Genomic DNA, 12,459 nt, shown 5'->3' on the forward strand with positions numbered 1-12,459 from the left:
AGCGCTAACCCGAACAAGGAGTTAGCGAAAAATCCCATGACATTCGCTTAAAAAATGCTTATTCATCGCGAACGTCACTGTAAGTTTATGCGATGGCTGAGTTATAGTTTATTTTTATCTCTCTGCGCTGGACACCTTTATGCTGGAAACCACCCTCTTCGTCGCCACCATTGCCACGCTGGGCATGCTTTCTCCCGGCCCCGACTTCTTTCTGGTTATAAAGAACGCAGCGCGCTACACGCGCTCGGCGGCAATGATGACTTCCCTTGGGGTGATAAGCGGCGTAGCAACTCACATGACCTATTGCGTTGCCGGTCTTGCCGTCGTTATCACCACCACGCCATGGCTGTTCGGCCTGCTGAAATACGCCGGTGCGGCGTACCTGGTCTGGGTCGGCCTGCACGCGCTGTTTGCCCGTGGCGGCAGCAAAATGGATGTCAGCCAGATTGCCCGTCAGGAAACCACGCTCGGGAAAGCATTTCTGCAGGGCTATCTGTGCAATTTGCTGAATCCAAAAGCGACGCTATTTTTCCTGTCGATCTTCACACAGGTATTGAGCGTTAATTCAGACACGCTGGATAAGCTGTGGTATGCCGGCGTGATCCTGACACTGTCTGTCATCTGGTGGCCGCTGCTGGTGGTGTTAATCCAGAGCGCGCCGGTGCGCCTTGGTCTGGCAAAAGCGCAAAAAATTGTGGATAAACTGCTGGGCGGTATGCTGGTTGCGCTGGGGATTAAAGTCGCGCTGAGCTAAAAAACGCTCCCAGCCGGGAGCATTTGTCACTCATTGCGCAGGCTTCGCTGGCGGTTCATCCGTCAGCTTACCAGTATGCTTCCCTTCCTCCGTGCCCTGCCAGCCGTGCCGTTGGATGACGTTCAGATGCGCGCGGTCTTCGTTAATCACCTCGGTCAGCATCGCGCTGGTACGTTTAAGAACATCCGCGCGCGCGGGCATATCCGCTGCGGCAACCATCTCTTCTACCATTTGCATATTGAAACGACGGAAATGATCGGCACGCTCACGCGCTTCATAGCTACCTACGCCCAGTATTTCCAGCGCCCGGCGTCCTACTTTTAACGAGCTTTCAAACGTTTCACGTTCCGGCTGTTCAACGCCCGCCTGCCGCAGGCGGATAAAGTGATCGAGATCGCGCGCTCTGGCGATAACCTGCAAATTCGGGAAATGCGCCTGCGCCAGTTCGGAGAGCTGTATATTCGCATCCGGATCGTCGATGGCGTTGATCAGCACTTCGGCTTTCGCCGCTCCGGCAGATGCGAGTAAATCCACGCGCGTGGCGTCACCGTAGAATACTTTGGTGCCAAATTTACGCAGCGTTTCGATATGGTCCGGATCGTGATCGAGCACCACCATTTTCACCCCGCTGGTCAGCAGCAAACGCCCGGCGATTTGCCCGAAACGGCCAAAGCCCGCAATGATGACCCTCGGCTGTTGTTCATCGATTTCATCTGCCTCGCGCGCCTGCTCTTTGGCTGATTTTTCCAGGCGGCTAAGCAGCACTAACAGCAACGGCGTTGCGGCCATGGAAAGCGCGACGACAAGCGTCAGGGATTTTGCCCAGCCGTCATCAAGCACGTCAGCCATCCTCGCCGTACCGAAAATAACAAACGCGAATTCACTGCCCTGCCCTAATAAAACAGCAAACCAGCGCTGCTGTTTACGCGGTACTTTCAGCGCCCTGGCGACGATCCACAGCATCAGCGTTTTAATCACCAGGAAACCAGCCAGCAGCACGATAATGCGCAGCGGATTTTCCACCAGCGTGCCGAAGTCTATCGACATGCCGACACCGATAAAGAACAGCCCAAGCAGCAAACCTTTAAACGGTTCGATATCGCTTTCCAGCGCGTGGCGATATTCCGAGCTTGCCAGCAATACGCCTGCCAGAAACGCGCCCATCGCCATGGATAAACCGGCTTCTTCAAGCAGCAGTCCAAAGCCGAAGACAAGGAATAACGCCACGGCGCTGAAGACTTCCCGCAGGCCGGAGCGGGCAACGAATCGCAGCACTGGACGAGTAACGTACCGACCAAGCAACACAACCAACGCCAGCGCGCCAGCTACTTTCAGTGCAGAAATAGTAAAGGCTGCGAAAGTTGTCGCGCTACCGCTGCTCGCCAGCAGCGGGATCATCGCCACCAGTGGAATGGCGGCGATGTCCTGGAACAACAGCACGGCAAATGCGCTGCGGCCCATCGGTGAAATCGACAGGTTACGCTCGTTCATGGCCTGCATGGCTATCGCCGTGGAAGAGAGCGCAAGCGTTAAGCCGATCAATACAGCCACCTGTAAGCCGAGCCCCATCAGCATGCAGAACAAACCGAGGAACAGACCGCACGCCGCCATTTGCAGCATACCGCCGCCAAACACCGAAGCGCGCAGCGTCCACAGCCGACGCGGGTCCAGCTCAAGGCCGATAACAAACAGCATCAACACCACGCCAATTTCAGCGAAATGCAGAATCGTGCCGGCGTCCGTTACCAGCCGTAATCCCCAGGGCCCGATAATACAGCCGGCGATCAGATAGCCGAGTACCGAACCTAATCCCAGACGTACCGCAACAGGCACAATCAGCGCGGCGGAACCAAGGTAGATCAATGCCTGGATCATGCTATGACTGTCCATGATTCATCTCCTGCCAGCCAGCCAAACGCTGTTTGTAAAGCTCCGCCTGTACGTCAAGCGTGTGCTCATCGCAAACAAAAGTGAAATGAATGGCAAAACCCGGTAGCCATTCCATACCACAGTAAAGCGCGGTCGCCTGTAAAGGCTGCGCCAGCACGTCGAAGCCAGGATGATCGCCCAGTTCGAAATGCCTTTCGCCGCCGCCGGTCGTCACGGCCCACATCACATTTTTTCCTTGCAGCGCCGTACCGCCTTGACCGTAAGCCCAGCCGTGAGAAAGCACCTTGTCGATCCACAGCTTCATTAACGGCGGCATGCTGTACCACTGCATCGGGTGCTGCCAGACAACGAGATCGGCCCGGCTTAACGCTTCCTGCTCGGCGGCGATATCAATATTGAAATCGGGATAGAGATCGTACAACGGGCGGACTTCTACGTCGGGCAGCATGGTGGCCCGCTCTATCATTTTACGATTGGCGTGTGAATGCTGCGGATAGGGGTGCGCATAAATAATTAAGATCATGAATTAGCCTGTCGTTTACCGCTTTCTTTTACCACAAGAGTGTAGGCAGTAATTCAACAGGCTAATAGTCAATATTCCTGGCGGGCTAATGGAGTAAAACTGAATCAGTTATCCAGTTCGTTCATCGTCTTAACCCGATCGCGATTGATCTGTTCGGTCTGGCCGGTTTCCGCATTTTTATAAGATACCAGGCCGGTATCGTCATCTACCTGCGGTTTGCCGTCGGTAACGATGGTTTTGCCATCGGTGGTTTTTACCGCCTGGTTAGATGAACAGCCAGCTACGGTAAACAGCGTCGCGGCGGCAAATACGGAAGCCATCAGAATTTTGTTTTGCATGTTGCTCTCCCTGTTTGTAGCCATTTTTCATTATCTGACTCAAAACATTAGCAGAGCCTTGCAGCTTCAGCGGAAAATGCAGAACTCTCCGAAGCGCGCCTGCAATCGCTAAAGCCGGTGGTGAAGGCTCATAAAAAAACCCGCTCAGTGAGCGGGTTTTGGGATCAATCCGGGAAATTACCCGGTGATTTGCGCGTGCATTTCCTGCACCGAAATCACCTTCTCGGTGGCATCCGCGTTCAGCGCCATGGCCGTGGCGAAACCGCCGTTCAGCGTGGTGTCGTAATGCACCTTGTATTGCAGCGCGCTGCGGCGGATAAGTTTGGAATCCTCAATCGCCTGGCGGCCCGCAGTAGTGTTGATGATGTAAGTGTATTCGCCATTCTTGATACGGTCCTGAATATGCGGACGACCTTCATGCACCTTGTTCACCAAGCGTGGGTTGATACCCGCTTCGCCCAGTACGATAGCCGTACCGTGGGTCGCGTCCAGCTCAAAGCCCTGTTTCAGCAGCTTGGCGGCGAGATCCACCACGCGCTCTTTATCGCCTTCGCGGACGGAGAGCAGCGCGCGGCCCGGTTTACGCATCGTGGACTGGCTGCCCAGCATCGCTTTCGAGAAAGCTTCTGCAAAGGTGCGGCCGACGCCCATCACCTCGCCGGTAGAGCGCATTTCTGGCCCCAACAGCGGGTCCACGCCCGGGAACTTGTTGAACGGCAGCACCACTTCTTTCACGGAGTAGTAAGGCGGGATAATTTCTTTTGTTACGCCCTGCTCAACCAGCGTTTTGCCAACCATCACGCGCGCGGCAACCTTCGCCAGCGCCACACCGGTTGCCTTGGAGACAAACGGCACGGTACGTGCGGCACGCGGGTTCACTTCAATCAGATAAACTTCGTTGTCTTTCACCGCAAACTGCACGTTCATCAGCCCGCGCACCTGCAGTTCGAAAGCCAGTTTCTGCACCTGCTGGCGCATTACGTCCTGAATTTCCTGACTGAGGGTATAAGCCGGCAGCGAACATGCGGAGTCGCCGGAGTGTACGCCCGCCTGTTCGATATGCTCCATGATGCCGCCAATCAGCACGGTTTCGCCGTCGCAGATTGCGTCCACATCCACTTCTACCGCGTCGTCGAGGAAGCGGTCCAGCAGCACCGGCGCATCGTTGGATACGCTGACCGCCGTCTGGAAGTAGCGTCTGAGGTCGGCTTCGTCATAAACGATTTCCATCGCGCGTCCGCCAAGAACATAAGAAGGACGAACCACCAGCGGATAGCCGATTTGCGCCGCTTTCTCTACGGCCATTTCGATAGCCGTTACCGTGGCGTTAGCAGGCTGTTTCAGCTTCAGACGGTCAACCGCATGCTGGAAGCGCTCACGGTCCTCGGCGCGGTCAATCGCATCCGGGCTGGTGCCGATGATTGGCACGCCAGCGGCTTCCAGTTCACGCGCCAGTTTCAGCGGAGTCTGGCCGCCGTACTGTACGATAACGCCTTTAGGCTTCTCAACGCGGACGATTTCCAGCACGTCTTCGAAGGTTACCGGTTCGAAGTACAGACGGTCAGAGGTGTCGTAGTCGGTAGAAACGGTTTCCGGGTTGCAGTTAACCATGATGGTTTCATAACCATCTTCACGCAGCGCCAGAGAGGCGTGTACGCAGCAGTAGTCAAACTCAATACCTTGGCCGATACGGTTCGGTCCGCCGCCCAGCACCATGATTTTGTCACGGTCGTTGTTCGGGTTAGCTTCGCACTCGTCTTCATATGTGGAATACATGTACGCGGTGTCGGTGGAGAATTCCGCCGCACAGGTATCAACGCGTTTATAGACCGGGTGCAGCTTGTGCTGTTCACGCAGCTTGCGGATTTCGGATTCGCGGACGCCAGCCAGTTTTGCCAGGCGCGCATCGGCAAAGCCTTTGCGCTTGAGCACGCGCAGGAAATCGTAGTCCAGGCCGGTGATGCCCACCTCTTCCACTTTCTCTTCCAGACGCACCAGCTCTTCAATCTGCACCAGGAACCAGCGGTCGATATTGGTCAGGTTGAATATGCCATCGACAGACAAACCTGCGCGGAACGCGTCGGCGACATACCAGATACGTTCGGCACCGGCGTCTTTTAACTCGCGACGGATTTTGGTCAGCGCTTCCGGGTCTTCCAGATTCACTTTCGGATCCAGACCGGTGGCGCCCACTTCCAGACCGCGCAGCGCTTTTTGCAGCGATTCCTGCTGGGTGCGGCCAATCGCCATCACTTCGCCGACGGATTTCATCTGCGTAGTCAGACGGTCGTTGGCGCCAACAAACTTCTCGAAGTTAAAGCGAGGGATTTTGGTCACAACGTAGTCGATAGACGGTTCGAACGAGGCAGGCGTTTTGCCGCCGGTGATATCGTTCATCAGCTCATCGAGGGTGTAACCCACCGCCAGCTTCGCGGCAACTTTAGCAATCGGGAAGCCGGTTGCTTTAGAGGCCAGCGCGGAGGAGCGGGATACGCGCGGATTCATCTCGATAACGATCAGGCGGCCAGTCTTCGGGTTCACCGAGAACTGCACGTTGGAGCCGCCGGTTTCAACGCCGATTTCACGCAGCACCGCCATCGAGGCGTTACGCATGATTTGATATTCTTTGTCGGTCAGCGTCTGGGCTGGCGCGACGGTGATAGAGTCGCCGGTGTGGATGCCCATCGGGTCGAAGTTTTCGATAGAGCAGACGATGATGCAGTTGTCGTTTTTATCACGCACCACTTCCATCTCGTACTCTTTCCAGCCGATGAGCGACTCGTCAATCAGCAGCTCTTTGGTTGGGGAAAGGTCCAGACCGCGCTCGCAGATTTCTTCGAACTCTTCGCGGTTATAGGCGATACCGCCGCCGGTGCCGCCCATGGTGAATGACGGACGAATGATGCACGGATAGCCCACGTCTGCCGCAACCGCCAGCGCTTCTTCCATGGTGTGGGCGATGCCGGAACGCGCGGTGTCGAGGCCAATTTTTTTCATCGCCACGTCAAAACGACGGCGGTCTTCTGCTTTATCAATTGCGTCGGCAGTGGCGCCAATCATGGTGACGCCGAATTCGGCAAGCACGCCCTGACGCTCAAGTTCCAGCGCACAGTTCAGCGCCGTCTGGCCGCCCATGGTTGGCAGCACCGCGTCCGGACGCTCTTTTTCAATGATTTTGCGTACCACTTCCCAGTGAATCGGCTCGATGTAGGTCGCATCGGCCATTTCCGGGTCGGTCATAATGGTGGCCGGGTTAGAGTTCACCAGAATGACGCGGTAACCCTCTTCGCGCAGCGCTTTACACGCCTGCGCGCCGGAGTAGTCAAACTCACACGCCTGGCCGATGACAATCGGGCCTGCACCAAGGATCAGGATGCTTTTAATATCTGTACGTTTTGGCATTTTTTATGGCTCCTGATTATTTGGCGATCGAACGGTAGTGCTTAATCAAGTCGATAAAGTGGTCGAACAGCGGTGCGGCATCGTGCGGACCAGGGCTCGCCTCCGGGTGACCCTGGAAGCTGAACGCTGGCTTATCGGTACGATGGATGCCCTGTAATGTTTTATCGAACAGCGAGTTGTGCGTTACGCGCAGATTTGACGGCAGCGTATCTTCATCTACTGCAAAGCCGTGGTTCTGAGCGGTAATCATCACGCAGTCGCGGTCGAGATCTTTAACCGGGTGGTTGCCGCCGTGGTGACCAAACTTCATCTTCACGGTTTTGGCGCCGCTTGCCAGAGCCAGTAACTGGTGGCCAAGGCAGATACCGAATACCGGCACGTCGGTTTCCAGGAAGGATTTGATGGCGCTAATCGCGTAATCGCAAGGCGCCGGGTCGCCCGGGCCGTTGGAAAGGAAAATGCCGTCCGGGTTCAGCTTCAGGACTTCCTGCGCTGACGTCTGAGCCGGAACCACCGTCAGGCGGCAGCCGCGGTCAACCAGCATGCGCAGGATGTTGCGCTTCACGCCGTAGTCATAGGCCACCACGTGGAACGGTAAATCTTCTTCTTTTGCCGCTTCCGGCAGCTCGCCTTCAAGCGTCCAGCTCCCCTGCTGCCAGGCGTAAGATTCTTTGGTAGTTACTTCTTTTGCCAGATCCATACCGTTCAGACCCGGGAACGCTTTGGCTTTCTCAAGCGCCAGCGCCGCGTCAACGTTATCGCCAGCGATAATGCAGCCGTTCTGAGCGCCTTTCTCACGCAGCAGGCGCGTCAGCTTACGGGTATCGATGTCGGCAATCGCCACGATGTTATGGCGCTTTAAGTAAGAAGAAAGATCCTCGGTATTGCGGTAGTTGCTGGCAATCAGCGGCAGGTCACGAATGACGAGGCCTTGCGCATGTACCTGAGAGGATTCTTCGTCGGCGGCATTGGTGCCGACATTGCCGATATGAGGATAAGTAAGGGTGACTATCTGGCGGGAGTAGGAAGGATCAGTGAGGATTTCTTGATAACCGGTCATAGAAGTGTTGAAAACGACTTCTCCCACTGCCTGACCCGATGCCCCAATGGCCCGACCGTGGAATTGGGTTCCGTCTTCCAGAACCAATATTGCTGACTTAATCAAAACGTCCTCCAGGGGAATAAACATTCAATTTATTCGCATATTAATTCAAAACTCATGTCTGAATCAAATGCAAAACAGCCTGTCATTCGGATTTTTGACAAACGGCGGCATTCTAAGGACAGGATGAATAAAAGTCTACCCGATCCCGAACTTTTTATCGTTATTTTGCCGCTCTGGTTAAAAATATCGGCACTGGCAGGCAAAACGTGCAGCTAACTCAGGAAAGGTAATCGTTTGCGAAGCAGGAAGAATAGAAATTTATCTTTACGCGTCGGAGAAAGTGGACCGAATGGTCAAAATTAACGTTACAACCACAAAAAAACAGAGATAATTGTAGTTTATGCCGACTTGAGATAAAAAACATTGAATAGTGCTCAAAATAAAAAAGGGCAATAAATTATTGCCCTGTCAATCAAATAATTATGATTGTAATAACCACATCACGATGGGTAATAACGTTTACAACCTGTTGAGATCAAGCACATCACGCATATCAAAAAGACCATTTTTCTTGCCGTTCAACCATAAAGCAGATCGAACTGCCCCATTTGCAAAAGTCATGCGGCTTGAAGCCTTGTGGCTGATTTCAATGCGTTCGCCAGTATCAGCAAACATCGCGGTATGCTCACCGACAATGTCCCCGGCGCGCACGGTCGCAAAACCAATAGTTCCAGGCACCCGCTCGCCGGTATAACCCTCGCGGGAGTAGACGGCGCATTCTTTTAAGTCTTTGTCCATGGCCTGGGCGATGGCTTCTCCCATCGCCAGAGCGGTGCCTGAAGGCGCATCCACTTTATGCCGGTGGTGAGCTTCGATAATTTCGATATCGGTATAGTCGCCCATCACTTTGGCCGCTTTTTCCAGCAGCTTAAGCATGACGTTCACGCCCACGCTGAAGTTCGCCGCAAAGACGATGGGGATCGTCGCCGAAGCATCAACGATCGCCTGCTTGCCAGCTTCGTCAAAGCCAGTGGTGCCAATGACCATACCTTTACCGTGCTGGCGGCAGAATGCGAGATGGCTCAGCGTGCCTTCCGGACGAGTGAAATCGATAAACACGTCAAAATCGTTGACTACTTTATCCAGGCTGTCGCTGACGGTGACGCCCGTTTTCGCGACGCCAGCCAGCTCACCCGCATCGCTGCCGACTAAAGATGAGCCGGAACGCTCAAGCGCCGCACCAAGCTGCACGCCGTCCAGCTGTAAAGCTGCCTGAATAAGTTGTCGTCCCATACGACCGCCCGCGCCCGCAATCGCGACGCGGATCTGTGCTTCAATCATATCCACTCTCTTCATTAATCTGCTTACAAAACATTCTCAGGTTACCCAGCCCCGTGAAAGGCCGCCAGCCGAAAACACCAATAATTAGAAATTTATGTCAAACCGCCGCAGTTATCAGTAAAAGCCGTTATTTCCCTGGTAAAAACAGGGGCTACTTAAACCCGCACGACTCGCGTACCACAAGCGTTGGCGGCAGGATAATACGCTTTGGCGGCTCGTCATTCCCCTGTATACGACTGAATAATAGCTCTCCCGCTTTACGGCCAATCTCTTTGGCCGCGACCGAAACCGTGGTCAGCGCGGGCTGTACCAGCGCAGCCTCGGTGACATCGTCAAAGCCTACCAGCGCAAAATCCTTACCCGGCGTGCGTCCCATTTTGCGTAAGGTCTGCATAACGCCAAGCGCCACAATATCCTGATAACAAACTGCGGCGGTAATTTCCGGATAGCGATGGAGCAACGCCTCAGCCACCCTTGCGCCGTCGCTCTGGCTGGCCGCCGAGGAGACGACCCACTCGCTATTGGGCTGCAGGCGATTTTCCAGCAGCTTGCTGCTGTAGCCGCCGATGCGCTGTGCCCGGGTCATGGAGTTTTCGCTGCCGCCGATAAAAGCGATATGGCGGTGCCCCAGACGCAGCAGGTGCTGGGTCGCCAGCTGCGTTCCGAGAAAATTATCCGTACCTACAAAATCAAAATCTACGTCATCCAGCGGACGCACCACCATTATCGCCGGGATATTGCGACGCTTGAGCGTTTCAAAAAACAGCGGTGGCGTTTCACGTGCGGCGCATAGCACCATACCGCAGGCATTATTGCGCATCAGGGAATCAACAAACTTCTGTTGTCGCTCCCCTGACTCTTCGCTGTTTGCCAGAAACAGTAGCAGATCGTGGCGCTCCATCTCCTGACTTAACCCCGCCGTCATCTCGCCATAAAACGGGTTAGTAATATCATGCAGCAGCAATCCAACCTGATTGCTGGTGCGGTTGCGAAGATTAGCTGCGGTCTGGTTATAGACATATCCCAGCTCATTAAGCGCCTGCATCACGCGATTTCGCGTGGCATCGGAAATGCGCCCACGGTTGCGCAGCACCATCGAGACAGTAGCCGTTGAGACGGAAGCGCGCTTTGCAACCTGGGCGAGAGTAACGGTGCTCATTTTCTTTCCTCAAACGAAACGAATGCAAAGAGATTAATCGAATAACCCAAAAGATGCATTTTTACTTGTGAAAGCCGTCACAGATAATGGCTCCTTCGCGCCTTGATTGCTAAAAGTGGCAGGTTAATCGCGTTTACCACCGTGTTCATAGACGGTTAATCGATTAATCTTTAGCTATCAACTCCAGGAGACATTTATGCAACACGCGTCATACGATAAATATCCTGAAGTACGCATCGCGGGATTCGAGCACCAGGCCTGGCAAAGCTGGAACGATATAGCGCAAGCCGTGCAACGGCGTTTGCCCGGCCAGGGTAAAACCGTGCTGGTGATAGAATGCTACCCCGGCGTGCGCCATGAAGAACTGTACGAACACTTAATAACGCATCTTAGCCCTGCGCTGCTTATCAATGCCGAAACCGCACGCCTTAGCGAACAGCATCTGCATGAGTTACTGGCGCAGAATCTCACGGATGATCGGGTATTCGGCGTCCTTTCCTGCCATCAGCTCAATGAATTTTTCTGTCCTGACAAACTTGCACAGGCACGGCGTGAGGTCGATAACGTCACGGAAGGCCTGGTGGTGGTTTACGGTCCGGGAGCGGCGCTTGTTCATGAGGGCGATATTCTTATTTATGCCGATCTGGCACGCTGGGAAATCCAGCAGCGCTTCCGCAGCGGTGAACTGGGCAACTGGGGCGCCAACAACGAAAGCGAAGATATTCTGCGTCGCTATAAGCGTGCTTTTTTCATTGAGTGGCGCGTGTTTGACCGTCATAAAACGCCGCTGCTTAAACGTGCCGATTTCCTGCTTGATACCAATACGGCGAACGCCCCGGCCATGGTCAGCGGGGAAGCGTTGCGTCACGCCTTACAAAAAACCACGCAGCGGCCGTTCCGCGTGGTGCCGTTCTTCGACCCGGGCGTCTGGGGCGGACAATGGATGAAAGACAAGTTTACTCTCGATCCCTCAAAGCCAAACTACGCATGGTGTTTTGACTGTGTGCCCGAGGAGAACAGCCTGTTACTGCGTTTTGGTGATGTGCGGATCGAGATCCCCTCGCAGGATCTGGTACTGCTCCATCCGCGCCCGCTGCTGGGCGAAAAGGTCCATGCGCGCTTTGGCGCAGAATTCCCGATCCGTTTTGATTTCCTCGATACCATCGGCGGGCAGAATCTTAGCTTCCAGGTTCATCCTCTTACCGAATATATCCAGCAGCACTTTGGCATGCATTACACCCAAGACGAAAGCTATTACCTGCTGGAAGCCGAACCGGGTGCAGAAGTGTATCTGGGCACCAAAACGGGTATTAATCCGCAGGAAATGCTCGACGATCTGGCGAGTGCCCAGCGCGGAGAAAAAGCCTTTGATGATGAAAAATTCGTTAACCGTTTCCCGGCCCGCAAGCACGATCATTTCCTCATCCCGGCAGGCACGGTGCACTGTTCCGGCACCGGCGCGATGGTGCTGGAAATCAGCGCCACACCGTATATTTTCACGTTCAAACTGTGGGACTGGGGGCGTCTGGGCCTGGATGGCCTGCCGCGTCCGGTGCATCTGGAGCACGGGGCGGAAGTTATCGACTGGCAGCGCGATACCCAATGGGTAACGGAGCATCTGGTCAATCATTTTGAGCCGATCGCCGCAGGGGACGGCTGGCGCGAAGAGCGTACCGGTCTGCACGAACGCGAGTTTATCGAAACCCGCCGCCACTGGTTCAGCAAACCGGTTCTTCACCACACGCAGGGCGGCGTCAACGTGCTTAACCTCGTGGAAGGCAGCGAAGCGCTGGTAGAAAGCCCGGAAAACGCCTTCGAACCTTTTGTCGTGCACTACGCCGAAACCTTTATCGTTCCTGCGGCGGTGGGCGAATACCGTATTTCACCTCATGGCGCAAGCGTCGGACAGCAGCTCGCCACTATGAAAGCCTGGGTAAGGGGATAGAT

At 54.8% G+C, this 12,459-nt stretch carries 9 protein-coding genes; 2 read left to right on the plus strand and 7 right to left on the minus strand.

Going from position 1 to position 12,459, the window contains the following annotated elements; genetic code table 11:
• Nucleotides 1-139: 139 nt before the first annotated feature.
• Nucleotides 140-754: a LysE family translocator gene (locus E2L00_RS11170; protein WP_167611232.1), complete on the plus strand. Its 615-nt coding sequence runs from the start codon at nt 140-142 to the stop codon at nt 752-754.
• Nucleotides 755-784: 30 nt separating this feature from the next.
• On the opposite strand, the gene kefC is transcribed toward E2L00_RS11170, so the two are convergent.
• The 7 genes from kefC to E2L00_RS11205 form a co-directional block, all read right to left on the minus strand.
• Nucleotides 785-2,644 (minus strand): glutathione-regulated potassium-efflux system protein KefC, encoded by a 1,860-nt coding sequence (gene kefC, locus E2L00_RS11175; RefSeq protein WP_167611235.1) that lies wholly within the window; start codon nt 2,642-2,644, stop codon nt 785-787.
• A complete protein-coding gene (kefF, locus tag E2L00_RS11180; protein ID WP_167611238.1) occupies nt 2,631-3,167 on the minus strand; it encodes a glutathione-regulated potassium-efflux system oxidoreductase KefF in 537 nt (178 codons plus the stop codon). The genes kefC and kefF overlap by 14 nt, the downstream gene beginning before the upstream one ends.
• 104 nt (nt 3,168-3,271) lie before the next feature.
• Entirely contained in the window at nt 3,272-3,505 is a 234-nt protein-coding gene (locus E2L00_RS11185) for a YgdI/YgdR family lipoprotein (protein WP_167611242.1), read from the minus strand.
• Nucleotides 3,506-3,682: 177 nt separating this feature from the next.
• Nucleotides 3,683-6,907 (minus strand): carbamoyl-phosphate synthase large subunit, encoded by a 3,225-nt coding sequence (gene carB, locus E2L00_RS11190; RefSeq protein WP_167611245.1) that lies wholly within the window; start codon nt 6,905-6,907, stop codon nt 3,683-3,685.
• A gap of 16 nt (nt 6,908-6,923) precedes the next feature.
• On the minus strand, nt 6,924-8,072 hold the full coding sequence (carA, locus tag E2L00_RS11195) for a glutamine-hydrolyzing carbamoyl-phosphate synthase small subunit (RefSeq protein WP_167611248.1): 1,149 nt from the start codon (nt 8,070-8,072) through the stop codon (nt 6,924-6,926).
• Between the two features lie 459 nt (nt 8,073-8,531).
• A complete protein-coding gene (gene dapB / locus E2L00_RS11200; protein WP_167611251.1) occupies nt 8,532-9,353 on the minus strand; it encodes a 4-hydroxy-tetrahydrodipicolinate reductase in 822 nt (273 codons plus the stop codon).
• Between the two features lie 151 nt (nt 9,354-9,504).
• Nucleotides 9,505-10,512: a LacI family DNA-binding transcriptional regulator gene (locus tag E2L00_RS11205; protein ID WP_167611254.1), complete on the minus strand. Its 1,008-nt coding sequence runs from the start codon at nt 10,510-10,512 to the stop codon at nt 9,505-9,507.
• 196 nt (nt 10,513-10,708) lie between these two features.
• Here E2L00_RS11205 and E2L00_RS11210 point away from each other — a divergent pair, with 196 nt between their 5' ends.
• A complete protein-coding gene (locus E2L00_RS11210; RefSeq protein ID WP_167611257.1) occupies nt 10,709-12,457 on the plus strand; it encodes a class I mannose-6-phosphate isomerase in 1,749 nt (582 codons plus the stop codon).
• Nucleotides 12,458-12,459: the final 2 nt, after the last annotated feature.

Origin of the sequence: Cedecea colo, assembly GCF_011808225.1 — a bacterium.
In the GTDB taxonomy this organism is placed as follows: Bacteria; Pseudomonadota; Gammaproteobacteria; order Enterobacterales; family Enterobacteriaceae; genus Dryocola; species Dryocola colo.

What these genes read in the sequence shown, in the direction of transcription:
- E2L00_RS11205 (WP_167611254.1), bottom strand. Translation starts at nt 10,512, where the DNA reads ATGAGCACCGTTACTCTCGCCCAGGTTGCAAAGCGCGCTTCCGTCTCA.
- E2L00_RS11210 (WP_167611257.1), top strand. Translation starts at nt 10,709, where the DNA reads ATGCAACACGCGTCATACGATAAATATCCTGAAGTACGCATCGCGGGA.
- carB (WP_167611245.1), bottom strand. Translation starts at nt 6,907, where the DNA reads ATGCCAAAACGTACAGATATTAAAAGCATCCTGATCCTTGGTGCAGGC.
- kefC (WP_167611235.1), bottom strand. Translation starts at nt 2,644, where the DNA reads ATGGACAGTCATAGCATGATCCAGGCATTGATCTACCTTGGTTCCGCC.
- kefF (WP_167611238.1), bottom strand. Translation starts at nt 3,167, where the DNA reads ATGATCTTAATTATTTATGCGCACCCCTATCCGCAGCATTCACACGCC.
- dapB (WP_167611251.1), bottom strand. Translation starts at nt 9,353, where the DNA reads ATGATTGAAGCACAGATCCGCGTCGCGATTGCGGGCGCGGGCGGTCGT.
- E2L00_RS11185 (WP_167611242.1), bottom strand. Translation starts at nt 3,505, where the DNA reads ATGCAAAACAAAATTCTGATGGCTTCCGTATTTGCCGCCGCGACGCTG.
- E2L00_RS11170 (WP_167611232.1), top strand. Translation starts at nt 140, where the DNA reads ATGCTGGAAACCACCCTCTTCGTCGCCACCATTGCCACGCTGGGCATG.